Source organism: Azonexus caeni (genome assembly GCF_048146105.1).
Lineage (GTDB): Bacteria > Pseudomonadota > Gammaproteobacteria > Burkholderiales > Rhodocyclaceae > Azonexus > Azonexus aromaticus_B.
This window is the reverse complement of sequence record NZ_JBKJAD010000007.1, coordinates 43,971-66,770: the sequence shown is the minus strand read 5'-3', so window position 1 is coordinate 66,770 and position 22,800 is coordinate 43,971. Positions and strand designations below refer to the sequence as shown.

Annotated in this window: 24 protein-coding genes; 7 read left to right on the top strand and 17 right to left on the bottom strand. The window is 64.9% G+C overall.

Annotated features, from left to right (window positions below; genetic code table 11):
• Window positions 1–86 precede the first annotated feature (86 nt).
• Window positions 87–1,127 (bottom strand): AbrB family transcriptional regulator, encoded by a 1,041-nt coding sequence (locus ACLIIZ_RS09525; protein WP_416691862.1) that lies wholly within the window; start codon window positions 1,125–1,127, stop codon window positions 87–89.
• 46 nt (window positions 1,128–1,173) lie between these two features.
• The gene (locus tag ACLIIZ_RS09520) at window positions 1,174–2,241 is read right to left on the bottom strand and encodes an ABC transporter substrate-binding protein (protein WP_416691861.1); all 1,068 of its coding nucleotides are present in this window, start codon (window positions 2,239–2,241) and stop codon (window positions 1,174–1,176) included.
• A gap of 93 nt (window positions 2,242–2,334) precedes the next feature.
• Between ACLIIZ_RS09520 and ACLIIZ_RS09515 the strand changes: the two genes are divergently transcribed.
• Together ACLIIZ_RS09515 and ACLIIZ_RS09510 are read left to right on the top strand one after the other, a co-directional pair.
• Window positions 2,335–3,003 (top strand): response regulator, encoded by a 669-nt coding sequence (locus ACLIIZ_RS09515; protein WP_416691860.1) that lies wholly within the window; start codon window positions 2,335–2,337, stop codon window positions 3,001–3,003.
• 30 nt (window positions 3,004–3,033) lie between these two features.
• Window positions 3,034–4,452, top strand: a complete 1,419-nt coding sequence (locus tag ACLIIZ_RS09510; protein WP_416691859.1) for a sensor histidine kinase — start codon at window positions 3,034–3,036, stop codon at window positions 4,450–4,452.
• Between the two features lie 89 nt (window positions 4,453–4,541).
• Here the strand turns inward: ACLIIZ_RS09510 and ACLIIZ_RS09505 are convergent, their stop codons facing one another.
• Genes ACLIIZ_RS09505 through ACLIIZ_RS09495 form a run of 3 tightly spaced genes read right to left on the bottom strand, consistent with a single transcriptional unit; the run spans window position 4,542 to window position 7,522 of the window.
• On the bottom strand, window positions 4,542–6,050 hold the full coding sequence (locus ACLIIZ_RS09505) for a tripartite tricarboxylate transporter permease (RefSeq protein ID WP_416691858.1): 1,509 nt from the start codon (window positions 6,048–6,050) through the stop codon (window positions 4,542–4,544).
• A gap of 3 nt (window positions 6,051–6,053) precedes the next feature.
• Window positions 6,054–6,497 carry a tripartite tricarboxylate transporter TctB family protein gene (locus ACLIIZ_RS09500; protein WP_416691857.1) on the bottom strand — a complete coding sequence of 148 codons (444 nt, stop codon included), beginning with the start codon at window positions 6,495–6,497 and terminating at the stop codon, window positions 6,054–6,056.
• Window positions 6,498–6,544: 47 nt separating this feature from the next.
• Window positions 6,545–7,522 (bottom strand): Bug family tripartite tricarboxylate transporter substrate binding protein, encoded by a 978-nt coding sequence (locus tag ACLIIZ_RS09495; RefSeq protein ID WP_416691856.1) that lies wholly within the window; start codon window positions 7,520–7,522, stop codon window positions 6,545–6,547.
• Between the two features lie 99 nt (window positions 7,523–7,621).
• On the opposite strand from ACLIIZ_RS09495, the gene ACLIIZ_RS09490 reads away from it, so the two are divergent.
• Entirely contained in the window at window positions 7,622–7,801 is a 180-nt protein-coding gene (locus tag ACLIIZ_RS09490) for a hypothetical protein (protein WP_416691855.1), read from the top strand.
• Between the two features lie 97 nt (window positions 7,802–7,898).
• On the top strand, window positions 7,899–9,680 hold the full coding sequence (locus tag ACLIIZ_RS09485) for a PQQ-dependent methanol/ethanol family dehydrogenase (protein WP_416691854.1): 1,782 nt from the start codon (window positions 7,899–7,901) through the stop codon (window positions 9,678–9,680).
• A gap of 74 nt (window positions 9,681–9,754) precedes the next feature.
• Here ACLIIZ_RS09485 and ACLIIZ_RS09480 read toward each other — a convergent pair whose 3' ends face one another.
• The 3 genes from ACLIIZ_RS09480 to ACLIIZ_RS09470 are packed head-to-tail and all read right to left on the bottom strand — an operon-like array spanning window position 9,755 to window position 12,718.
• Window positions 9,755–10,216, bottom strand: a complete 462-nt coding sequence (locus ACLIIZ_RS09480) for a c-type cytochrome (protein ID WP_416691853.1) — start codon at window positions 10,214–10,216, stop codon at window positions 9,755–9,757.
• Window positions 10,217–10,221: 5 nt separating this feature from the next.
• Window positions 10,222–10,791, bottom strand: coding sequence for a pentapeptide repeat-containing protein (locus tag ACLIIZ_RS09475; RefSeq protein ID WP_416691852.1), 570 nt, complete (start codon window positions 10,789–10,791; stop codon window positions 10,222–10,224).
• 58 nt (window positions 10,792–10,849) lie between these two features.
• A complete protein-coding gene (locus ACLIIZ_RS09470) occupies window positions 10,850–12,718 on the bottom strand; it encodes a methanol/ethanol family PQQ-dependent dehydrogenase (RefSeq protein WP_416691851.1) in 1,869 nt (622 codons plus the stop codon).
• Window positions 12,719–12,923: 205 nt separating this feature from the next.
• Between ACLIIZ_RS09470 and ACLIIZ_RS09465 the strand changes: the two genes are divergently transcribed.
• From ACLIIZ_RS09465 to ACLIIZ_RS09455, 3 genes are read left to right on the top strand one after another with little or no spacing between them, the layout of a single operon-like run.
• Window positions 12,924–14,225, top strand: coding sequence for a sensor histidine kinase (locus ACLIIZ_RS09465; RefSeq protein WP_416691850.1), 1,302 nt, complete (start codon window positions 12,924–12,926; stop codon window positions 14,223–14,225).
• The gene (locus ACLIIZ_RS09460) at window positions 14,203–14,850 is read left to right on the top strand and encodes a response regulator (RefSeq protein WP_416691849.1); all 648 of its coding nucleotides are present in this window, start codon (window positions 14,203–14,205) and stop codon (window positions 14,848–14,850) included. Before ACLIIZ_RS09465 ends, ACLIIZ_RS09460 begins: the two co-directional genes overlap by 23 nt.
• A 33-nt stretch (window positions 14,851–14,883) precedes the next feature.
• A complete protein-coding gene (locus ACLIIZ_RS09455) occupies window positions 14,884–15,738 on the top strand; it encodes a cache domain-containing protein (protein WP_416691848.1) in 855 nt (284 codons plus the stop codon).
• Window positions 15,739–16,124: 386 nt separating this feature from the next.
• Here ACLIIZ_RS09455 and ACLIIZ_RS09450 read toward each other — a convergent pair whose 3' ends face one another.
• The 9 genes from ACLIIZ_RS09450 to ACLIIZ_RS09410 form a co-directional block, all read right to left on the bottom strand.
• Window positions 16,125–16,262, bottom strand: a complete 138-nt coding sequence (locus ACLIIZ_RS09450) for a hypothetical protein (RefSeq protein ID WP_416691847.1) — start codon at window positions 16,260–16,262, stop codon at window positions 16,125–16,127.
• A 154-nt stretch (window positions 16,263–16,416) separates the two neighbouring features.
• Window positions 16,417–16,863, bottom strand: coding sequence for a 50S ribosomal protein L9 (rplI, locus tag ACLIIZ_RS09445; RefSeq protein ID WP_416691846.1), 447 nt, complete (start codon window positions 16,861–16,863; stop codon window positions 16,417–16,419).
• Between the two features lie 18 nt (window positions 16,864–16,881).
• Entirely contained in the window at window positions 16,882–17,157 is a 276-nt protein-coding gene (gene rpsR, locus ACLIIZ_RS09440) for a 30S ribosomal protein S18 (protein ID WP_028995326.1), read from the bottom strand.
• Entirely contained in the window at window positions 17,129–17,449 is a 321-nt protein-coding gene (priB, locus tag ACLIIZ_RS09435) for a primosomal replication protein N (protein ID WP_416691945.1), read from the bottom strand. Before priB ends, rpsR begins: the two co-directional genes overlap by 29 nt.
• 35 nt (window positions 17,450–17,484) lie before the next feature.
• Entirely contained in the window at window positions 17,485–17,859 is a 375-nt protein-coding gene (gene rpsF / locus ACLIIZ_RS09430) for a 30S ribosomal protein S6 (RefSeq protein WP_374328213.1), read from the bottom strand.
• A 731-nt stretch (window positions 17,860–18,590) separates the two neighbouring features.
• Window positions 18,591–20,294 carry a type IV pilus assembly protein FimV gene (locus ACLIIZ_RS09425; protein ID WP_416691845.1) on the bottom strand — a complete coding sequence of 568 codons (1,704 nt, stop codon included), beginning with the start codon at window positions 20,292–20,294 and terminating at the stop codon, window positions 18,591–18,593.
• 74 nt (window positions 20,295–20,368) lie between these two features.
• Complete coding sequence (locus tag ACLIIZ_RS09420) at window positions 20,369–21,034, bottom strand: energy-coupling factor ABC transporter permease (RefSeq protein WP_416691844.1); 666 nt, start codon at window positions 21,032–21,034, stop codon at window positions 20,369–20,371.
• A 9-nt stretch (window positions 21,035–21,043) separates the two neighbouring features.
• Window positions 21,044–21,976, bottom strand: a complete 933-nt coding sequence (locus ACLIIZ_RS09415; RefSeq protein WP_416691843.1) for an electron transfer flavoprotein subunit alpha/FixB family protein — start codon at window positions 21,974–21,976, stop codon at window positions 21,044–21,046.
• Window position 21,977: 1 nt separating this feature from the next.
• Window positions 21,978–22,727, bottom strand: coding sequence for an electron transfer flavoprotein subunit beta/FixA family protein (locus ACLIIZ_RS09410; RefSeq protein WP_416691842.1), 750 nt, complete (start codon window positions 22,725–22,727; stop codon window positions 21,978–21,980).
• Between the last annotated feature and the right edge of the window lie 73 nt (window positions 22,728–22,800).

Genomic DNA, 22,800 nt, shown 5'->3' with positions numbered 1-22,800 from the left:
ATGTCGTATAACCCCAACGCCCCTTATTGTCCCGCACAATAGTGCTATACGGCTCACGGGCCAAAATGCCAATTTTTACAGCGCCGTCAAGGCGCAAAGCGCCGGCGGAACAGCCCGAAGGCGAACTGGGCGCCCAGGGTGAGCACCACCACCCGCAGCACGTGGGCGGCGGTCACCAGCGGTACGCCGAGTTGCAGCACCTTGGCGGTGATGCACATCTCGGCGACGCCGCCGGGTGCTGTAGCGAGCACCAGCGTCGCCAGCGGCACCCCGGAAAAATGCGCCAGCAACAAGGACAGCAGCAGGCCGAGCAGGATCGACAGCAGCGCGCTCAGCGCCGTGGTCCCGATGAAGCGCGGCGCGGCGCGAAAGAACTCGCGCGAGAAGCGGCTGCCGAGCGAACAGCCGATCAGCAACTGCCCGCCGTTGACCGCCCAGCCCGGCAGGGCGGACAAGGGAACGGTCAGGGCACTGAGCACACCGACCCCGAGCAGGGGCCCAAGCACCCAGGCATTGGCGATGCGCAGCAGGCGCAACACGCCGACCCCGGCCAGGCTGGCGGCGATCAGCAGCGGCAGGCGAGCCAGGTCGAAGCGGTGCGACTGGGGAATGTAGATGTCGCTGCCGTGGGCGCCGGAGAGCGTCAGCCCGAGCGGTACCAGCGACACCAGCAACATGATGCGCAAGGCGTGGGCGGCGGCGATACGGTCCACCGCCCCGCCCCAACGTTCGGCCAGGTTGGCCATTTCCGACGCGCCACCGGGCAGCGAGGCGAAGAAGGCGGTCGCCGCATCGACCCGCGCCAGGCGCAGGGTGAGCAGCGCGCAGACGCCGCCCAGGGCGAGCGAAGCCAGCGCCGCGGCGGCCAGCAGCAGCGCATGTTCGGCCAGTTGGCCGAGCACCGCCGGCGAAAAATACAGCCCGAGCGCGGTGCCGATCGCCCATTGCCCGGCCTGGCGCCCGCCGGCCAGCGGCTGCAGGCGCAGGCCGGCCATGCGCGCGCCGGCCACCGCGAACAGCGGGCCGATCATCCACGGCAAGGGCAGGCCGATGGACTGGGCAAGCAAGGCGGCAAGCAGGGCCAGCCCCAGGGTGGGCAGGACGAAACGGACAACAGGGTGGCGCATACGGGAAAACCGGAAGAGGCGAAACGGGGACTGGAAACAGGCGGAATCAGCGGGGCTTGACGGCGGCATCCCACTGGCGCAGGAAATCGCGGCGCTTGGCCTGGTCGAGATAGGTGAGCAGTCCGGAACCGATCAGGATCGGCCGGAAGGCGGCGCCGAGCCGGCTGCGCAGGCTGCTCGCGGTGTCGGCGGAAAGGTCCTCGCGGACGGCGAACAGGCCGGCGTTGCGGGCCAGGATCTGCTGCCCGTGGCGCGACAGCAGGTGGTCGAGCCACAGGCGGGCGGCATTGGGATGGCGGGCGTCGCGGGTGATGAAGGCGACCCGGCTGAGCACCAGCGTGTAATCCTGCGGCCAGATGACACCTATTCTGGAGTCACTCCTGGCCCGGGTCAGCGCGTAGGAGCCGAGCACGTTGTAGCCGATCAGGGTCGCGCCGCTGGCGATGCCGTCGAGCATTTCCCTGGAGGTGGCATGGACGCGCAGGCCCTGGTCGCCGAGCGCCTGGGCCAGGTTCCAGAAGACGATCGGGTTGGATTGCGCGTCCTGGGTATGGAGCATCAGGCCGACGCCGGAAAGCGCCGGATCGTAGGTTGCCAGCCGTCGCCTGAAGCGCTCCGGATTGCGTTTGAGCAGTTCGATCAGCGCTGCATGGGTGAGCGGCAGCTCGTCACGGCGCAACGCCGGCTTGTGATAAACGAACACGGCCGGTTCGTAGGTGGTGCCGAAGGCCTCGTTCTTCCACACCGCCCAGCTCGGCAGCGCCGCCGTTTCCGGCGAGCGGTACGGCTGGGCATAGCCGTCGTTGACCAGCTTGACCTGCAGGTCCATGGCCGAACTCCAGACCACGTCGGCCTTGCTGCCCCGGCGCGCCTCGTCGATCACGCGCTGGTAGAGCAGATTGGAGTGCATGTCGTGGTATTCGACCTTGACCCCGGGGTGGCGCTGCTCGAAATCGTCGATCAGCGGCTGCACGATGTTCTGGTCGGTCGCCGCGTAGATCACGACCCGGTCTTCGGGCAGGTCCACCTCCAGGCCCTCGGGGAGAACCTCCGCCTGCGCCATGGCGACGCATGCGCCAAGAGCGATGGCCAGCAGGCATGTTCTCCGATTCATCCGTCTTCCTCCAGTGACACCCGGGCAGCGCCATGGTGTTTTTTATTGTTCAAGATGATAATCCCCGTCCAAGCTTTCGATTTACTTTCACCCATGCGTCTGCTCCTGGTCGAAGATCACGCCGAACTCTCCCAGTGGGTCAGCAAGGCGCTGCGCCACGCCGGCTACGTGCTCGACGTACTCGACCGCGGCGACCACGCCGATCAAGCGCTGCTCACCGAACATTACGATCTGGTCATCCTCGACCTCTCGCTGCCCGGCCTCGACGGGCTGGAAGTCCTGCGCCGCCTGCGCCAGCGCGAGAAGGGCGTGCCCACCCCGGTGCTGCTGCTGACCGCGCGCGGCGCCACCGAGGAGCGGGTACGCGGACTCAACACCGGCGCCGACGATTACCTGACCAAACCCTTCGACCTGAGCGAACTGGAAGCGCGGATCAAGGCCTTGCTGCGGCGCAGCGGCAACCTCGTGCCCAAGGTGCGCATCGGCCAGCTCGAATTCGACACCACGACGCGCCTGGCCAGCATCGGCGAGCAGGCCCTGGCGCTCACCCCGCGCGAACTGGCGGTGCTCGAAGTGCTGCTCTCGCGCAGCGGCCGTCCGGTGGCGCGCGAAGCGCTGTTCGAGAAGGTCTTCGATTTCGACACCGACGCCCGCGTCGAGGCGATCGAGATCTACGTCTCGCGCCTGCGCAAGAAACTCGAAGGCTCGGGGGTGGTGATCAACACCCTGCGCGGCCTCGGCTACCTGCTTGCCGAGGCCTGAGCTTGTTGTGCCTGCCGCGGTCACTCCCCGATGCCTGGTGAAGCCCGGCCCGGTCCGCGTTACAGCCTGCGCCGCCGGATCGTCTGGTGGCTGCTGCCGCCGCTCTTCGTCATGCTCGCGGTCAATGCCTGGCTGTCCTACCGCGGCGCGCTGGAAGCGGTCAACCGCGCCTACGACCGTTCGCTGACGGCGTCGATCAAGGCGGTCGCCGAGCAGACCCATTCGGCGGCTGGCGAAATCCAGGTCAACATCCCCTACTCGGCTTTCGAGATGTTCGAGGACAAGGCGCAGGAGAGGATCTATTACGCGGTGATCGCGCCCTCCGGCGCCCTGCTCACCGGCTACCCCGAACTGGCGCCGCCGGCCGGGCTGAGCGAAAGCGGCGAAGTGCTGATCGTCAACAGCAGCTATCGCAACGAGGAAATCCGCCTCGGCGCCATGCGCAAACGCCTCTACGACCCCGCCCTGCAAGGCGGCGACGCGGCGACCATCGTCTTCGCCGAAACCACCGGTTCGCGCACCCGGCTGGCACGCGACCTGTTCATCGACAGCCTGCGCCGGCAACTGCTGCTCCTCGGCGTCGGCGCCCTGCTCATCGTCTTCGCGCTGGGCAGCGCCTTCCGGCCGCTGCTCGAGCTGCGCGATACCATCCGCCAGCGCGGCGACGAGGACCTCACGCCGGTGCCCGCCAACAACGTGCCGAGCGAAGTCGGCCCGCTGATCGACGCCATCAATCACCACACCGAACGCCTGTCGGCGATGCTCGCCGCCCGCAAGCGCTTCCTCGCCGACGCCGCCCACCAGATCCGGACGCCGCTCGCGGTGCTCACCACCCAGGCCGAGTACGGCCTGCGCCAGAGCGATCCGGAGGAAATGCTGCGCACCTTCGCCAGCCTGCTGCACAGCATCCGCGCCACCCGCCGGCTGGCCAACCAGATGCTGGCGATGTCGCGCGCCGAAGCGGTCAACGGCATGATGGACGAACGCGCGCCGGTCGATCTCAACGCCCTGGTCCGGGACGTCGCCATGGAACTGGTGCCGCTGGCGCTGAACAAGGGCATCGACCTGGCTTTCGAGGCCTGGCCGCAGCCTGCCGTGCTCGAAAACGGCAACGCGCCGATGCTGCGCGAAATGGTCGCCAACCTGATCGACAACGCGATCCGCTACAGCCCACCCGAATCCCAGGTCACGGCGGCGGTGGCGAGCTGGAAGGGGAAAGCCCTGATCAGCGTCAGCGACCAGGGGCCCGGCATCCCCGAGGCCGAGCGCGAGAACGTCTTCCACCGTTTCTACCGCATCCTCGGCCACGGCGACGTGGACGGCAGCGGCCTCGGCCTCGCCATCGTGCGCGAAATCTGCCTTGCCCACGGCGGCAACATCAGCTTGCGCGACGGCGACGACGGGCGCGGCCTGTGCGTCGAGGTGGAACTGCCGCTCGCCGGCGGCTGAGCGCCAGCGCAAAAAAAAGGGGCACCCGAAGGTGCCCCGCAAAATCGCCACGCGCAGGGACTACGGCGCAGCAAGGAGATGGAAGGTAGTTAGCTGAACGCCACTGCGGCGCGCTTTTCGCGCATCTTCATCAGGCGCGGACCGGCCAGCATGGCAATCGCGGCAACCCACAGGCCGATGGCGATCGGGCTGCCGAACAACACGCCGACTTCACCGTTGCTGATCGACAGGGCGCGGCGCAGGTTCTGCTCCATCATGTCGCCGAGCACGAAGCCGAGGATGAAGGGGGCAATCGGGAAGTTCATCACGCGCAGCAGGTAGCCGATACCGCCGATGACGGTGCCCAGCACCAGGTCAAAGGTGTTGCCATGCACCGCGTACACGCCGACCATCGAGATCGCCGCAACACCCGGCACGAGCAGCCAGTTCGGAATCGACAGGAACTTGACGAAGACGCGGATCAAGGGAATGTTGAGGACCAGCAGCATGACGTTGGCGATGAACAGCGAGGCGATCAGGCCCCAGACGATCACCGGTTGATCCTGGAACAGCGTCGGGCCGGGCGTGATGTTGTAGAGCGTCAGCGCCCCCATCATCACCGCCGTGGTACCGGAACCGGGCACGCCCAGGGTCAGCATCGGCACCAGCGAGCCGTTGGCCGACGCGTTGTTGGCCGCTTCCGGCGCCGCCACGCCGCGCACGTCGCCCTTGCCGAAATCGCTGTCCTTGCCCGCCATGCGGCGTTCGCTGGCGTAGCACATGGCGGAGGCGATGGTGGCGCCGGCGCCGGGCAACACACCGATGAAGAAGCCGGCCAGCGAGCAGCGCAGCAGCGTCCACTTCACCGCCAGGAACTCCTTCAGGTTGAACATCAGGCGGCCGCTGATCGAGATTGGCTCGATGCCGGCGTGCACCTGCTGCAGCATGAGCATGACTTCGCTGACCGCGAACAGACCGATGACGATGACGATGAAGGGAATGCCGTCCTGCAGGTGCAGCGCGTCGAAGGTGTAGCGATAGACGCCGCTGTTCGAGTCGATGCCGACGGTCGACAGCAGCAGGCCGACCAGACAGGCGATGGCCGCCTTCGGCAACGAGTCGCCGACCAGACCGCCGAGGCAGCACAAGGCCAGCACCATCAGCACGAAATACTCGGCCGGCCCGAAGGCGATCGCCCACTCGGCGAGCAGCGGCGCGAACAGGACGATACCGATGGTGGCGAGCAAAGCGCCGCAGAACGAGGCCAGCGCCGAAATCGACAAGGCCGGGCCGGCCAGGCCCTTCTTCGCCATCGGGTAGCCGTCCATGGTGGTCATCACCGCGCCGGCGTCGCCGGGCACGTTGATCAGGATGGCGGAAATCCGCCCGCCGTACTCGCAGCCGGCATAGACCGCGCACAGCAGGATGAGCGCCGATTCCGGCGGCAGTTTCATGGCGAAGGCGATCGGCAGCAGGATGGCGACGCCGTTGATCGGGCCGAGGCCGGGCAGCAGCCCGACGATGGTGCCGAGGAAGCAGCCGACCAGCGCGATCATCAGGTTTTCGGGCGTACCGGCGACGGCGAAGCCCTGCATCAGCAAGGAGAATGTGCTGTCCATGATTTACCCCAGGAAGGAATTGAGCCACAGCCCGGTCGGCAGGGCGACGTCGAGCAGGCGGTCGAAGAGGACGAACAGGCCGGCACCGAGTCCGACGCCGCCGACGATCCCCTGCCGCCAGCTGGCGCCGAAAAAGCGCGCGGCGGGGATCACCATCAGGCTGGTGGCAAGGATGAAACCGAGCTTGTCGAACAGCCAGGCATAGGCGAGAACGACGAGGAACAGCGCGCCGATGCGCAGCAGCACGGCGGGCGGCGCCCAGACCGTGTCGCTCTTCTTTTCGAACATCAGGGCGATGGCGCTGATGCCGAGCAGGATCAGGACGGTGATCGGAAAGGCGCGCGGGCCGACCGGTTCGTAGGAAATGGTCACTTCAAAGCTGCGCGCCAGCCAGATGCCGATGACGCTGACGAACAGCAGGATGCCGCCGAGGATTCTTTCACTCATGGCAATCTCCGGGAAAGGCCCCGCCGCAGCGGGGCCGTTGAGCGAAATTACTGGGCGGCGAGACCGAGTTCCTTGGCCAGCAGCTTGTAGCGGGCGACCTCACGCTTGACGCTGGCGGTCAGTTTTTCCCCGGTCAGGTTGAACGGGAACAGCCCGCGCTCGGCGCGCAGCTTGTCGAACTCCGGGCTGCCCTGCAGCTTCTCGAAGGCGGCGAGCCACCATTTGTAGTCGGCGTCCGACACCTTGGGCCCCATGTAGAAGCCACGGGTGATCGTCCACTCGACGTTGTAGCCCTGCTCGATCGCCGTCGGGATGTTGGCCAGTTCGCCCTTCAGGCGTTCCGGGGCAAGGATGGCGAGAACCTTGATGCGGCCGCCCTTGAGGTGACCGAGCACTTCCGAGGCATCGCCGGAGTAGGCGTGCACGTGGCCGCCCATCAGCGCGGTGATGGCTTCGCCGCCGCCTTCGAAGGCGACGTAGCGCATCGACTTCGGATCGACGCCGGCCTCGCGGGCGATCAGTGCCGACTTCATCCAGTCCTGGCTACCCACCGAACCGCCGGCCCCGAACACCACCTTGCCCGGTTCCTTGCGCGTCGCCTCGATCAGTTCCTTGAGGTTCCTGTACGGCGAATCGGCCTTGACGATCACCGCACCGTAATCGGCGCCGACGGCGGCCAGCCACCTGACGTCGTCCTCGGAGTATTTGCCGAACTTGCCGAGCGCCAGGTTGAGGAAGGAACCGCCCGAATAGGCGACGATCGTGCCGCCTTCGGCCGGCCGGTTGGCGATCACGGTGTTGTAGGCCACCGCGCCGATGCCGCCGGGCATGTAGGTCACGCGCATCGGCGCTTCGAGCAGCTTGCTGTTCTGCAGGGCGCTCTGGGCGAGCTTGCAGGTCAGGTCGAAACCGCCGCCCGGCTTGGCCGGGGCGATGCACTCGGGTTTGGCCGGTTCGGCCTGGGCCAGGCCGGCGCTCAATGCCAGGGCGGTGGCAACGGCGTACAGGGTTTTCTTGAGCATCATGATCGTCTCCTTTGATTGTTGATCGGTGCAGGGCGCTGATGCGCAGGCCCTGCATGGCAACGCAAGATAAGGAGACTGGCTTTCGATTGGCTTTCAGGGATGGCGACTGCGCTCGACGAACAGCAGGCCGCGAACACCCTGCCTGCTGGCGCAGCAAACCCGCTGCGCAAGTTTGGAACAGGTGTGATCAATTTCAGCACCCGGCAGCGCACCGGGCACGAACGGCTCAGCCCCCTGCTTGCCTTGTCGATGGGCGCTTGTGGCGCCCCTGCGCGGTGATGGCACAGGGCTTGCAGTCGGCTAGCTTCGTCGCCGACCGACCCCGGCAAGGGGTCACTGCGGCGACGGAATCAACGCACAACCAAGGAGACGTTCCATGCACAGTCACAAACTTCCCCGGCACCTGCTCGGGCTCGCCCTCGCGGCGACGCTCGCCGTCGCCGGCAGCCCGGCCGGCGCCACGGTCAGCGATGCCGACATCCTCAACGACGCGAAAACCGTCGGCGACGTGGTCAGCTTCGGCCTCGGCACCCAGGGTCAGCGCTTCAGCCCGATGACGCAGATCAACACCAAGTCGGTCAAGGACCTGGTTCCCGCCTGGTCGATGTCCTTCGGCGGCGAGAAGCAGCGCGGCCAGGAATCGCAGCCGGTGATCCACAACGGCCGGATGTTCGTCACCGCCTCTTACAGCCGCCTGTTCGCCTTCGACGCGAAGACCGGCAAGAAGCTGTGGAAGTACGAGCACCGCCTGCCCGACGGCATCATGCCCTGCTGCGACGTGATCAACCGCGGTGCTGCGCTGTACGGCGACCTGGTCATCTTCGCCACGCTCGACGCGCAACTGGTCGCCATGAACCAGGAGACCGGCAAGGTCGCCTGGAAGCAGAAGATCGGCGACTACGCCGCCGGCTACTCGGCCACCGCAGCGCCGATCATCGCCAAGGGCAAGCTGATCACCGGCGTTTCCGGCGGCGAATTCGGCGCCGTCGGCCGCATCGACGCCCGCGACCCGCTGACCGGCAAGCTGCTGTGGACGCGCCCGACCGTCGAAGGCCACATGGGCTACCGCTACGACGCCGAAGGCAAGGAAATCGAGAACGGCATCTCCGGCACCCTCAACGCCACCTGGACCGGCGACCTGTGGAAGACCGGCGGCGCCGCCACCTGGAATGGCGCCACCTACGATCCGGAAACCAACCTGATCTTCGCCGGCACCGGCAACCCGGCCCCGTGGAACAGCCACCTGCGCCCGGGCGACAACCTCTTCTCCTCGTCCACCGTCGCCATCGACGTCGACACCGGCAAGATCGTCTGGCACTATCAGAACACCCCGCACGACGGCTGGGACTTCGACGGTGTCAACGAGTTCGTCTCCTTCGACTACAAGGACCCGAAGACCGGCAAGCTGATCAAGGCCGGTGGCAAGGCCGACCGCAACGGCTTCTTCTTCGTCAATGACCGGACCAACGGCAAGCTGCTGAACGCCTTCCCCTTCGTCAGGAAGATCACCTGGGCGAGCAGCATCAACCTGGAAACCGGCCGTCCCAACTACATCGAGGAAGGGCGTCCGGGCGATCCGGCGGCCGGCGTCGATGGCAAGAAGGGCAAGGTCGTCTTCTCGGCGCCGTCCTTCCTCGGCGGCAAGAACCAGCAGCAGATGGCCTACAGCCCGCAGACCGGCCTCTTCTACGTGCCGGCCAACGAGTGGTCGATGGACATCTGGAACGAACCGGTCTCCTACAAGAAGGGCGCCGCCTACCTTGGTGCCGGCTTCACCATCAAGGCCATCCACGACGACTACATCGGCGTCATGCGCGCGGTCGACCCGGCCACCGGCAAGATCGTCTGGGAGAACAAGAACTACGCCCCGCTGTGGGGTGGCGCGCTGGCCACCGCCGGCGGTCTGGTCTTCTATGGCACGCCTGAGGGCTACCTGAAGGGCGTCGATGCAAAGACGGGCAAGGAAATCTGGTCCTTCCAGGTCGGCACCGGCATCGTCGCACCGCCGGTCACCTGGGAACAGGACGGCGAACAGATGCTCGCCGTCACCACCGGCTGGGGCGGCGCCGTGCCGCTGTGGGGCGGCGATGTCGCCAAGCGCGTGAACTTCCTCGAACAGGGCGGTTCGGTGTGGGTGTTCAAGCTGCACAAGCGCTGAACAACGACGCCCGGCAACAGCGGCGCCCCGGCTACGGCCCGGGCGCCGTTTTTCTTGCGCCGACGACCCGCGCCTCATTCGCGCGCTCCGCGCGCCTGCGCTTCGATAAAGACCTGGATCGCCCAGGCCAGCTCCTGCTTGAGCACGCCTTCCCAGGGCGGCATGTGGGTGACGCCGACGATGATCTTGCCGTGGCGGACGCTGTGCGCGAAATAGTCGTCGTTGTCGCGCAGGCAGGCAGCCTGGAGCTCGGCGTCGGCGATGCGCCGGCAGTAGCGGTCGAGGTTGCGCAGGTCGGGCGCCGGCGCCGCCCGGGTCGCCGCATCGGCGCCGTGGCAGCGGGCGCAGGCCTGGTTGTAGGCGAGACGGCCGAGATCGACGGCGACCGCGTTGCCGCGATAGGGATTGGCCGTCAGCCACTGCGCGCCGAGTGTCGGCAAGGCCGAGGCGTCGACTTCGGGCGCGACGGCGACCTCGCCAGCCAGCGCCGGCGCGGCCAGGAATACGAGGAGGAAGAGGGAAACGAGCAGCGGCATGGGCGTCACCAATCGGTCGGGCAGGCCGTGCAGGCCTCGAAGTCGGCATCCTGGAAGACCGTGAAGCGGCGGAAGGCGCCGCTCAGATCGGCGTGGCGGAAATTCACCGTGAAGAACTTGCTTTCCTGCAGGTTGGCGTTGTTCAGGCGGGCGCCGACGAACCAGGCGAAATTCGCCTTGGCCGCTTCGAGATTGGCGGCGCTCAGGTCGGCACCGGAAAAGTCGGCACGGAACAGGCGGGCGAATTCGAGATCGGCGCCGACCAGCCGGGCGCCGCGGAAAGTCGCCGTCGGCGCGCTGACCTTGCCGAGTTGGGCGGCGGTCAGGTCGGCACCGTCGAGATTGGCGCCGGCCAGGTTGGCGCCGCGCAGATCGGCGCGCACCAGTTGCGCCCCGCGCAGGTCGGCACCGGCCAGGTTGCGCCCGGCCAGCTTGGCGTGGCGCAGGTCGGCGCCGGCACAACGGGCGTGCGGCCAGATGCCGCAGCCGTTGATGACCAGCGGCTCGACCGGTTCGGCGGCGCTGGCGGCCAGGGGGCTGAGCCACAGGGCAATTAACAGGTTACGAAGAGACATCGCGTTTCCGATCGTCAGGAAAAAAGCCATCCCCGCCCACGCGGAGATGGCCGCCAACTCAGTTCTTCAGCGATTTCGGCAGCTTGAACACCCACATCGAGCCGCCCTGCGTCACCTGCTTGGTCAGGTCGGCCATGTCGCCGCCCCACAGCGGCACCGCGCCGCCGTAGCCGGACTGGATGCCGAGGTATTGCTCGCCGTCCATTTCCCAGGTGATCGGTACCGAAACCACGCCGGAACCGGTCTGGAACTTCCACAGCTCCTTGCCGTTGGTGGCGTCGAAGGCCTTGACGTAGCCATCCGAGGTACCGGTGAACAACAGGCCGCCGGCGGTGGTCAGGGTGCCGGCCCAGAGCGGGAACTTCTCCTTGTGCTCCCAGGCGATCTTGCCGGTCTTCGGATCGATGGCGCGCAGGATGCCGACGTGGTCGTCGAACAGGCGCTTGATCCGGAAGCCCTGGCCGAGATAGGCGGAGCCGGCCTTGTAGGTCAGCTTCTCGGTCCAGTAGTCCATCGCCCAGTGGTTGGCCGGGATGTAGAACAGCTCGGTCTTCGGGCTGTAGCTCATCGGCATCCAGTTGGTGCCGCCCAGGAAAGGCGGCGAGACGAAGATCGAATCGCCCTTCTCGGCGCCGTCCTTTACCTTGGGCGGCCGGTTGTCGTTCTCGATCGGCTTGCCGGTCTTGAGGTCGAAGCCCTTGGCCCAGGTGATGCCATCCACGAAGGGCCAGGCGCCGATCAGCGAGGTCGGCTTGTTCGGGTAGCCGGCGCCGTTGGTCAGCTTCTCGCGGTCGGTGACGAAGAAGAAGCCGTTGCGGTCGGCGTGCGCCGAGGCCTTGACCAGCTTGCCGGTCTTCGGGTCCTTGTACTCGAAGAGCACCACCGAGTTGTTGCCGGAGAAGTCCCAGGCGTCGTTCGGGGTGTGCTGGAAGAAGCCTTTCAGCTCGCCGGTGCTGGCGTCGACATAGGCCTGGCCCGAGGTGAACAGGCTGTCCCAGTTACGCGGATCGTCGCCTTCCGCGGTCCGGTGCCAGGTATTCCACGGCGCCGGGTTGCCGGCGCCGATCACCACCATGTTCTTGTCCACGTCGTAGCTGGCCGTCTGCCACGGTGCGCCGCCGCCTTGATGCCAGGCTTCGACCAGCTTGCCGTCCTTGTCGCGCGGCCACGAGGGCGCGTTCTTGTCGCCGGTCGGCGTGCTTTCCTTGCCGTTCAGGCGGCCCATGTGGCCTTCGACCATCGGCCGCGCCCAGACTTCCTCACCGGTATCCGGATCGCGCGCGAACAGCCAGCCGACGACGCCGAACTCGTCGCCCGACGAGCCATGCACCAGCAGCACCTTGCCGCTCTTCTGGTCCTTGACCACGAAGGGGGCGCCGGTCATCGTGTAGCCGACCTTGTGGTCGCCGAACTTCTTGCGCCAGACGACCTTGCCGGTGTCCTTGTTGAGCGCGACGATGGCGGCGTCGAGCGTGCCGAAGTAGATCTTGTCGCCGTAGATGGCGGCACCGCGGTTGATCACGTCGCAGCAGGGACGGATGTCGTCGGGCAGGCGCGCCTCGTATTCCCACAGGCGCTTGCCGCTGCGGGCGTCGATGGCGAAGATGCGCGAGTAGGAGGCGGTGACGTAGATCACGCCATCATGGACCAGCGCCTGCGCCTCCTGGCCGCGCTGCTTTTCGCCGCCGAAGGAGAAACTCCACGCCGGCACCAGGTGCTCGACGTTCTTGGTGTTGACCTTGGTCAGCGGGCTGTAGCGCTGCGCCTTCAGGCCGAGGCCGTAGGACAGCACGTCCTGAGTGGTCTTGTCGTCGTTGAGGATGTCTTCCCAGCTCACCTTGCTGCCGGCCATCGCCGGGGCGCAAAGGGTGGCGGCGACGAGGGCGGCGATGAGGGTCGGACGGGGATTGAACCGGGTTGTTGCCATCTTGTTTGTCTCCTGAAAGGTGTCGTCTGCTTCCCGATGGATCGGGGGCGGCCTGTCCATTGCGACAGGCGAGCCGAGTATAGGAAGCGCTTTTGCCCCCCGTCCCGGGAGAAGCTCCCTGGCAAACCGGGAAAAATTCCCGACCTTCAGCACGCTCGGTACGAAACCTGCTCAGCCTCGCCCATGACAATAAGAAGGGGGCGCAATGGATCTCAGACGACGACTGGTGGGCTATCTCGGCGCCCTGCTCGGCGGCCTGCTGGTGGTGGCCGTCGCCATCCACCTGCATTCGCTGCGCGGCGATCTCGACGCCGAAGTCGCCGCCTCGACCCACCTCGTGGACATCCTGGTCGCCGCCAGCCAGCCGGGCACCAGCGCCGAGCAAGTGCAGGCGCTGTTGCGCGATGCGCCGTTGCGCCACCTCAGCATCGAAGCGACGGCACAAGCGCCGGCCGAACGCAGCTGGCTGGCCGCCCTGCTCGCCCCCGAGGCGGCGCGGCCGACGCCGCGCACCGTGCACATCGGCGGGCAGACGCTGTACATCGCCGCCAACCCGGATTCGGAAATCGACGAACGGCTGGACGACACTGTTCGACTTTGCATCACCCTGTTGCTCTATTCTGGAGCAACCCTGCTCGTCGCCTGGTGGGCGGCGCACCGCGCGCTGAGCCCGGTGCGCGAACTGGAGGCCGGTCTGCAGCGGCTGGCGCGCGGCGAGGAAGCGGCGCGCCTGCCGGCCTTCGCGCTACGCGAATTCAGCCGCGTTGCCGGTGCCATCGACGTTCTTGCCGCCGCCCTGGGTGCCGCCCGCGCCGCTCAGCGCCAGCTCGCCCGCCAGTTGATCGAGGTGCAGGAAGCCGAGCGCAAGACCCTGGCAAGGGAATTGCACGATGAGATGGGGCAGACGCTGACCGCCATCGGCATCACCACCGCTTACCTGGAGCGCCACGCCGGCCAGTTGAGCGGCGAACAACTGGCCGAATGCGCCCGCGAACTGCGCCGCGACGTCCGTACCAGCGGCCTGCAGTTGCGCGCCATGCTCGGCCAGTTGCGGCCGCACGGGCTGGAGGCCGGCGGCCTGGCCGGCGCCCTGCGCGAGCTGGTCGGCAACTGGCAGCAACGGGAGACGGGGATCGAATTCCGGCTCGACCTGGCCGGCACCCTGCCGGCGCTGGCCGAGGCGGCCAGCCTGGCGCTGTACCGGGTGGTGCAGGAAGCGCTGACCAATGTCGTGCGCCACAGCGGCGCCCGCCACTGCCGGGTCGGCATCGAGTGCCGGGCAGCGGCGTTGCTGCTGTGCATCGAGGACGACGGCCAGGGGCTGCCGGCCGACCGCCCGGCGCATCAGGGCGGCCTGCTCGGCATGGTCGAGCGCCTGGACATGGTCGGCGGCCGCCTGCAGGTGGCGGGCGGGCCGGGGCGCGGGGTGCAGTTGCAGGTCAGCCTGCCGCTGCAAGAGGAAGAGACAAAGGAGGAAGAACAAGATGATCCGCATCATTCTGGTTGACGACCACGCCGTGGTCAGGAACGGCTACCGCCGCCTGCTCGACGCCGAGCCCGGGCTGCAGGTGGTCGGCGAGGCGGCGAGCGCCGACGAGGCGAACGCGCTGGCCCTGCGCACCGTCGCCGACGTTGCCCTGGTCGACCTCAGCCTGCGTGGCAGCAGCGGCATCGAGGCGATCCGCGGCATGCTCGCCCGCCAGCCGGCGCTCAAGGTGCTGGTACTGTCCATGCACGAAGGCGCCGGCCACGTCACCCAGGCGCTGCGCAGCGGCGCCCACGGCTACCTGACCAAGTACAGCGAACCGGCCGAGGTGATCGACGGCATCCGCCGCATCGCCGCCGGCAAGCGCGTCTTTTCCCCGGAAATCGCCCAGGTCCTGGCCGCCGAGGCAATCGACGGCGACGGCGTGCTGGCCCACCTGACGCCGCGCGAATTCGAGGTCCTGCGCATGCTGGTGCATGGCGAATCGGCCAGCGGCATCGCCAGCTCGATGCACCTGAGCCCGAAGACGGTTCTCAACTACCTCACGCTGATCCGCCAGAAACTCGACGCCGACAACGATTTCAAACTGCTCCACCTGGCCGCCCGGCACGGCCTGGTGGATATCCATCACGCGCTCGGCGCCTGAATCCATAACCATCCACCACACCCGGAGACCACAATGAAGTCATCGTCACTCGCCCGCTGCCTGGGCGCCCTGCTGCTCGCAGCCGCCTCGACCCTGGCCGCAGCCGCCGACCACGCGACGCCGCGCGAAGCCCGCACCCTGTTCAACGAGGCCGTCGCCTACCTCAAGGCCAACGGTCCGGAAAAAGCCTGGGCCGCCTTCAGCGACCCGAAAGGCCAGTTCGTCAGGAAGGACCTCTATGTTTACGTGATCGACCGCCAGGGCACCTACGTCGCCAACGGCGCCGCGCCGGACAGCCTGATCGGCCTCAAGGTCCTCGACAGCGTCGACGCCGCCGGCCTGCCGCTGTTCCGCGAGATGATCGCGGTCACCGAGAAACAGCCGGAAGCGCGCATCGGCTACGTCTGGCTCAACCGCAAGAGCAACCGCGTCGAACCCAAGTTCGCCTGGCTGCACCGCCAGGGCGACTACATCCTCGGCGTCGGCTACTACGCCGTCCGCGCCGGCGCCGACGATGCGCGCAAGCTGCTCGACGCCGCCAGCGCCGAAATCCGCCAGCGCGGCCTGGCCGCCGCCCTGGCCAGCTTCAACGACCCCAAGGGCCGCTTCGCCCACGACGACCTCTACGTCTTCGCCGTCAATCTGGACAGCGGCAAGTTCGAAGCGCACGGCATGAACCCGAAATGGACCGGCACCGACGCCAGCGACCTGCATGACGTCGAAGGCAAGCCGCTGATCCGCGAAATGCTCGACCTGGCCAAGAGCAAAGGCGAAGGCACGGTCGACTACGTCTGGCGCAACCCGGTCACCAACGCCGTCGAAAAGAAGCGCACCTTCGTCCGCCGCGAAGGCAACAGCCTGATCGGCGTCGGTTTCTACCGCGAGTAAGGCGCCCGCACTCCCGCACAGCCGGCCCGCGTGGCCGGTTTTTTTGCGCCAATATCGGCATCGGGGGCGGCCATTACAAGCAGCCCCTGCCACACCACCCGTCATACGGGTCCACACCAGGCGGTTCGAGAAGTTGAGATCATGAAAGACGAGGCAGCCAGAGTCGATCAAAGTGGGCGATGGTCAGTATCGAGTTGATCATCCGGCAGCCATTTCGCCACCAACTGCGAGCCTTTCCCACCCCCCGGCGCGCCACAGTTTCTGAGGCGCGCAGCGCTTCAACAACTTCCACCATGTCGATCCATCACCGTCGGAATGCCCTGCTCGCGCTCGCCTCCGTCCGCTACGGGCCCCGCCCCGGTTTCCCAGGCGTCTGACGCAAGGCTTCACGCATCGACACGACGTAGCGCATTCCTTCTCGGCTGGCCCTTCAGCTTGATCACGAGAGCTTCGGGGTCCATTGACCACTCGCCCTGCTCGGCAACGCCTTCTATCCGATTCTCGTCCATCGGCTCGCGGATCACGATCCACGCTCGGTCGCCCTCACGCAGTTGCGCTTCACTCCGTTCGCGGCGATCGACTTACAGCGGAACTTGCACCCGATGGAACGCACCCAACCGGGCACACCAATAAAAAAGGCCTCGCAATTGCGAGGCCTTGAAGCGCAATTAAAGCGTCTTACTCGGCAACCACGGCAACCGTGATGTTGGCGACGACGTCGGTGTGCAGCGCAATGTCGATCGGGAATTCGCCAATCGCCTTGAGCGGACCTTCCGGCATGCGGACGGCAGCCTTGTCGACATCGAAGCCGGCAGCCTTGAGGGCATCGGCGATGTCGGCATTGCCGACCGAACCGAACAGACGACCGTCCATGCCGGCCTTGCGGGCGACCGAGACAGCGGTACCGTTCATCTTGTCGGCGACGCCCTGGGCAGCAGCCAGCTTCTCGGCGGCAGCCTTTTCCAGTTCGGCGCGACGCGCTTCGAATTCAGCCATGGCGGCCGGCGTGGCACGCTTGGCCATGCGTTGCGGGATCAGGAAGTTACGGGCATAGCCGTCCTTGACCTTGACCACGTCCCCCAGGTTACCCAGATTGACAACCTTTTCGAGCAGAATGATTTGCATGTTTCGTCTCCCCGATGATTATTGATGGTTGTCGGTGTAGGGCAGCAGGGCCAGGAAGCGGGCACGCTTGATCGCGGTACCCAACTGGCGCTGATAGCCGGCCTTGGTGCCGGTCAGGCGAGCCGGCATGATCTTGGCGTTTTCCTGGATGTATTCCTTGAGGACGTCAACATCCTTGTAGTCGATCTGTTCGACCTTTTCCGCGGTGAAGCGGCAGAACTTGCGACGCTTGAACAGGCTGTTGCCGCGGCGCTTTTTCTTGTCATCAATCTTCTTCTTGAAGAATCGTGCCATTTTCGTTTCCTTCCAAATATTCGATAGTGTTGGCGTGCAGCACGGCGGTTCTGCTGTTCCTGCCCCGGGCAGCCAGGAATCCGTGGATTCCGATGCTGCTGCCGAGCGGTGCGGCTTCCAGCCAGCGTGCTGTATCACCCAGAGCGACAACTGCCATTTCGACTTCCACCTGCCTTTCGCTACCGTTTTCGGTCAGCGTCGATTGGTGGCTTATCCTGGCTTCGCTGACCGGAATTCCGCTCGGTGTGTAGCGCAAACGCTTGCGCTCGACCAGGCGGCCGGACAGGGTGATCTGATTCAGTACGCTATTCCCCGTGCAATCCGCGATCAGGCAGCGGCTTCGACAACCGCTTCAGCTTCGCCGGCGAGCAGCGACTTCGACTTCTCTTCCTTCATCATCGGCGAAGGAGAAGTCACGGCGGCCTTCATCTTCACAGTCAGATGGCGCAGAACGGCATCGTTGAAGCGGAAGGAATGCTCAAGCTCGGCGAGGGTCTCACCGTCGCACTCGATGTTCATCAGCACGTAGTGAGCCTTGTGGATTTTCTGGATCGGATAGGCCAGTTGGCGACGACCCCAGTCTTCCAGACGGTGCACCGTACCACCCTTGGTGGTGACGATGGAACGGTAGCGCTCGACCATGCCGGGCACTTGTTCGCTCTGGTCCGGATGGACGATGAAGCAGATTTCGTAGTGGCGCATGCATACTCCTTTTGGGATAAACCCTCCGTCATGCGTAACGGTAGGGCAAGGTGGAAAGCCGGCTATGATAACAGCTAACACCAAACCACAAAACAGATAACGGACAAAATCACGAAAAATCAGGAAAAAACACATTGCGTCTTCCCTGGGAATCGAGGCATGACGTTTTGCCGAAGGAGCAGAAGTGGAGGTCGACGTTGCTTGATCGACTGTCGCCAAACAGTCCGATCTCCCCCTCGGCCATGTTGATCCTTCCATTCAGGGAAGGACGCGTCTTGAATCGCGTAGCGAACAAGCCAATGGTTCGCTGCTGATCCGCCTCTCGGAATTTCCTGCAGTTTCCACCCGTTGCGGCGCCCGCCACGGGGGCTTGCGGGTTGCTGCATGAGCGAAGCCGACGGCGGGTGCGGGGTCGTGACTGCTTTGACCGGTGTGCCTGACTGGTATATGCCGGCTCGGCGGATGGACTGCCATCACTGCGGCACCCACCTAGTGGAACACACTGGCTGACCGGATCGACGCTGCCGGGCGCCCCATCGGATGCGCGCCTGGGTAGAGGCACTGGTGCAACTTCTGCTGATTGCCCATGCGGCTCAACTCAGGGGGCACGGCCTTTGGATTTCGTCACTCAGCCTGATTCTTCCTGAAGATCAAGGCTGTATTCCCCGGCAAGGCGCGACGAAAAAAAACGGCATCGACTGCCGTTTTTTTTTGGGGAACCCGGGCCAACCTCAGAGGCTACGCCCACCTTCTTTTTCCATTCGGTTTGCCGTTTCCTTGAGTTCAATCAGGAACAGGATGTCCTCGACGACAGGCAGCGAGAAACCCTGTCGCTGCCCTCCCCGGTTGTCGCGCAAAAGCTCGTACAGATATCCCACCACATCCTCGTCATCCCACATCTTGACGACACTACTGATGATCCTCGGCATATCTTCCAATGCCTGCGCCCGCGTCGGCGCAGCAGATGCAGGAAGCCCACCCGCATTCCCTCCGTCGAGCACGAGGTCAACTTCCGCCGCCTCCTTACCGTCGCTCCAGGACTGCACCTCGACGTTGAAATGCTGGTTGAGGTTACGGGCAACCGCCTCGAATTCTTCCCGCATGCCAGCCATGCGATACACATCCATCAACCGTATCCATGGCTGCAAAGCCTCCTGCGGATTGTTGTCGATGTATTCCTGCAAGGCTTGAGCAGCTCCCTTGACCCGCCCGAAGGAAAGCATGATGTCAGCCAGCTCCATGACCGGATTGGCCTCGAAATGCTCGTCCAGCGTCGTCGCATTTATGGAGAGCACCGAATCACCGGGCAGAGCACGTGGCTGCGGCCTCTCCGGAGCCACGGAGGGAACGGCAGCGCCACCGGCCAATTCGACGTCGACTTTCTGGGCAGCCCCCGCAACCGGCACATCCAGCGGCAAATCCACCTTGCGCCGGCTCTCGTCCAACTCCCCCTTACGCGGCGCGTCGATCAACTGCTCAGGAGTCGCATTGGGGAATATTTCCTCCTGTGCCCGACGACCATGGCGATTTCTGAAGAAAAGCCAGCCGCCAAGTACCAGCACAACACCGAGCAGCAAGCCATAGAACCACCAAGCCGAGTCCTCTTCAACCGCTTCCTCGCTGGCCGCTGCACCAGCCGGCTGGGCTGGCGCCGAGGCCTTGTTCTCGGAAGCACTCTCGGTCAACGACAGCGCCCGCCCCTGGAGTTCGGCAAGCGCCCCCTCCATGGCGCGCAATTTTTCCGCCATTTCGAGTTGCCCACCCGCCTGTTCATGCAAGGCCTGCAGCATACGAAACTCGAGGCGCAGCATTTCACGCTGGGTTTCACTGGCCTCCGCCGACTGCTCGCGCAACAGCGGCGAAACGCGTAGCGGAAGATCGCCATCACCATCGGCCGCCGAGACCAAAAGCTGGTCGCCGCCCGGTTGCGCAACTTCTTTGGGGCTAGCGATAGCGGATGACGAAGCCGCGCCACTCGCCACCTGACGCCCGGGCATGCTCGTCGACGGCTTGGCCGCTCGACGCGCCGGCGCCGGCCGCTTTTCCTTGACAACGGCCGCAACAGCAGGAGTGACTACGTTCTCCTGAGCAGCATCGATGCTGGGCGAAGCCAGAATGGTGTATTCCCGATTGACTTCGTGGCCACATGCCAGATGGACGGCAAGCCGCATTACCGGATCGCGCAGCACCTGTTGCGAAGAAATCTTCAGTTGCGCCGGCCTCCCCGGCACAAGACGCAACTCCGCCTGCTTCAACCAAGGCAGGTCATCGCCACCGCTCGGCCGCACCAGACGGAAACAACTGGTATCGAGGCCTTCCTTCTCCTGCCCCAGGATGCTGATTGATAATTCCAGGCGGCTGCCCAGCGCGGGCTGACCATGCAGTTCACCCAGCCCAATCGCCATCGCGCTGCCTTGTACGACAAAGCACAGCAAGCCTAGCGTTATCCGAAATCCCTGCTGATTCAACAATGCCCCCAGATGACGATCAAATAAGCGGATTGTATCAACTATTTGTCGGAAAGATAGCTCGAATCATCAAAAGACGCCACCCATTGCGGCCGATAAACGACGAACAACGTGACCACCATTCCTGACAACCAGGATTCCGAAAATGCCAGGAGGAGATAATACGGAAAATGCTCATCGAAAAGATAGGCCCATGAATAAGCCCCGGCCACCCCAAGCAGCAGGCACGACACGAACCCCACGCTCAAGATGACGATCCCGGCACAGAAAAAAGCATTTACGAAAATATAGACAAAGAAATGCCTGGGCAAGACGCGGGACAAGCGGAGAAACAACTGGTTGCTGACCAGCACGCTGAATCCGGCCAACAGCAAGGCATTGACCGCGTAGGCCAGGATCCCGGCACCACCGTTCAGGGTAACGCCCAAAGTCACCAGGGAGAGCCCGATGAATGCCAGATGCGGCCCGAATGCCAAGGCAAAAACATTTGCGCCGAGCAAATGCAGCGCCAGTCCTGGCTTGACCCCAGCCTTCATACTCCAGACCAGCATCAGCAAGACAATCATTCCAAGCCACAGATTGGACTGCTCGGAAGTCGCCAGACGCTTCCACGGGGCGCGCCAGACACTGAGGGCGAAAAGCGGCACCCAGGCAGCCCATGCCGCCCAGTACCACATTTCGCCCAAGAGGTCGTCGGTGAGATTCACCGACGCATTTTAGCCGAGACTGTTCTCGAGTTGCGGAACCGTTTCGAACAGATCGGCCACCAGACCGTAATCCGCCACCTGGAAGATCGGCGCGTCCGGATCCTTGTTGATCGCGACGATCACCTTGGAATCCTTCATGCCGGCCAGATGCTGGATGGCACCGGATATACCGACAGCAACATAGAGCTGCGGCGCAACCACCTTGCCGGTCTGACCAACCTGATAGTCGTTCGGAACAAACCCCGCATCGACCGCAGCCCGGCTGGCGCCGAGCGCGGCACCGAGCTTGTCGGCAAGCGGCTCAAGCAGGCGGTGATAGTTTTCGCCGCTACCCAGACCGCGACCACCGGAAACGATGATCTTCGCCGCCCCCAGTTCAGGACGCTCGGACTTGGTCAACTCGCGCCCCTGCAGTACCGTCAGGCCCGTGTCCGCCGCAGCCGCCAGACTTTCCACGGAAGCAGCAGCGCCGGTAGCGACCGGGTCGAAAGCCGTCGTACGAACGGTGATCACCTTGACCGGGTCCTGGCTTTGCACCGTCGCCATCGCATTGCCGGCATAGATCGGACGGACGAAGGTATCGGCGGACTCCACCGCGGTGATTTCAGAGATTTGCGCCACATCGAGCAAGGCGGCAACCCGCGGCAGCAGGTTCTTGCCGAAGGTGGTCGCCGGCGCCAGGATGTGGGTATAAGCGGAAGCATTCGCCAGCACCAGTGCCGCCAGATTTTCCGCCGTCTGGGTTTCATACTGCGCAGCATCGGCCACCAGCACCTTGGCCACCCCCTGCAGCGTTGCAGCTTGTGCTGCAGCGCCCGAACAGGCACTACCGGCAACCAGCAGATGAACCTCGCCACCGATCTTGACGGCGGCGGCCACGGTGTTCAGGGTGGCGGACTTGATCGTTTGCTGATCGTGTTCGGCAATAACAAGAATCGTCATCTCAGATCACCTTTGCTTCGTTCTTGAGTTTATTGACCAGTTCGGCGACATCGGCAACCCTGACACCGGCCGAGCGCTTCGCCGGCTCGACGACCTTCAGGGTTTTCAGGCGCGGCGCCACGTCCACGCCAAGGACGTCCGGCTTGACGGTATCAAGCGGCTTCTTCTTCGCCTTCATGATATTCGGCAGGGTCGCGTAGCGCGGCTCGTTCAGACGCAGATCGGTGGTCACCACCGCCGGCAGCGACAACTGCAGGGTTTCCAGGCCGCCATCGATTTCGCGGGTCACCGTCGCCTTGCCGTCGGCAATCACGACCTTGGAAGCGAAGGTTGCCTGCGGCCAACCGCTCAACGCAGCCAGCATCTGCCCGGTCTGGTTGGCATCGTCGTCGATCGCCTGCTTGCCGCAGACGACCAGTTGCGGCTGCTCGCGATCGCAGAGTGCTTTCAGCAACTTGGCGACGGCCAGCGGCTGCAGTTCGACATCGGTCTCGACCAGGATGCCGCGGTCGGCACCGATCGCCATCGCCGTGCGCAAGGTTTCCTGGCAGGCGGCCGGACCGCAGGAAACGGCAACGACTTCGGTCGCAATGCCGGCTTCCTTGAGCCGCACCGCCTCTTCGACGGCGATTTCGTCGAAGGGGTTCATGCTCATCTTGACGTTGGCCAGATCGACGCCGCTGCCGTCGGCCTTGACCCGCACCTTGACGTTGTAATCCACCACCCGTTTGACGGGAACAAGAATTTTCACTGTTTTCTCCTAATTATTTCGGTCAGTATTTTTATTGATCTTCGCCGTTTGACAGACGACTTGGCAAACCGGA

Bases quoted from the DNA above. Each gene is read 5' to 3' on its own strand.
- ACLIIZ_RS09525 (WP_416691862.1), bottom strand. From the start codon at position 1,127: ATGCGCCACCCTGTTGTCCGTTTCGTCCTGCCCACCCTGGGGCTGGCC.
- ACLIIZ_RS09520 (WP_416691861.1), bottom strand. From the start codon at position 2,241: ATGAATCGGAGAACATGCCTGCTGGCCATCGCTCTTGGCGCATGCGTC.
- ACLIIZ_RS09515 (WP_416691860.1), top strand. From the start codon at position 2,335: ATGCGTCTGCTCCTGGTCGAAGATCACGCCGAACTCTCCCAGTGGGTC.
- ACLIIZ_RS09510 (WP_416691859.1), top strand. From the start codon at position 3,034: ATGCCTGGTGAAGCCCGGCCCGGTCCGCGTTACAGCCTGCGCCGCCGG.
- ACLIIZ_RS09505 (WP_416691858.1), bottom strand. From the start codon at position 6,050: ATGGACAGCACATTCTCCTTGCTGATGCAGGGCTTCGCCGTCGCCGGT.
- ACLIIZ_RS09500 (WP_416691857.1), bottom strand. From the start codon at position 6,497: ATGAGTGAAAGAATCCTCGGCGGCATCCTGCTGTTCGTCAGCGTCATC.
- ACLIIZ_RS09495 (WP_416691856.1), bottom strand. From the start codon at position 7,522: ATGATGCTCAAGAAAACCCTGTACGCCGTTGCCACCGCCCTGGCATTG.
- ACLIIZ_RS09490 (WP_416691855.1), top strand. From the start codon at position 7,622: ATGGCGACTGCGCTCGACGAACAGCAGGCCGCGAACACCCTGCCTGCT.
- ACLIIZ_RS09485 (WP_416691854.1), top strand. From the start codon at position 7,899: ATGCACAGTCACAAACTTCCCCGGCACCTGCTCGGGCTCGCCCTCGCG.
- ACLIIZ_RS09480 (WP_416691853.1), bottom strand. From the start codon at position 10,216: ATGCCGCTGCTCGTTTCCCTCTTCCTCCTCGTATTCCTGGCCGCGCCG.
- ACLIIZ_RS09475 (WP_416691852.1), bottom strand. From the start codon at position 10,791: ATGTCTCTTCGTAACCTGTTAATTGCCCTGTGGCTCAGCCCCCTGGCC.
- ACLIIZ_RS09470 (WP_416691851.1), bottom strand. From the start codon at position 12,718: ATGGCAACAACCCGGTTCAATCCCCGTCCGACCCTCATCGCCGCCCTC.
- ACLIIZ_RS09465 (WP_416691850.1), top strand. From the start codon at position 12,924: ATGGATCTCAGACGACGACTGGTGGGCTATCTCGGCGCCCTGCTCGGC.
- ACLIIZ_RS09460 (WP_416691849.1), top strand. From the start codon at position 14,203: ATGATCCGCATCATTCTGGTTGACGACCACGCCGTGGTCAGGAACGGC.
- ACLIIZ_RS09455 (WP_416691848.1), top strand. From the start codon at position 14,884: ATGAAGTCATCGTCACTCGCCCGCTGCCTGGGCGCCCTGCTGCTCGCA.
- rplI (WP_416691846.1), bottom strand. From the start codon at position 16,863: ATGCAAATCATTCTGCTCGAAAAGGTTGTCAATCTGGGTAACCTGGGG.
- rpsR (WP_028995326.1), bottom strand. From the start codon at position 17,157: ATGGCACGATTCTTCAAGAAGAAGATTGATGACAAGAAAAAGCGCCGC.
- rpsF (WP_374328213.1), bottom strand. From the start codon at position 17,859: ATGCGCCACTACGAAATCTGCTTCATCGTCCATCCGGACCAGAGCGAA.
- ACLIIZ_RS09415 (WP_416691843.1), bottom strand. From the start codon at position 21,976: ATGACGATTCTTGTTATTGCCGAACACGATCAGCAAACGATCAAGTCC.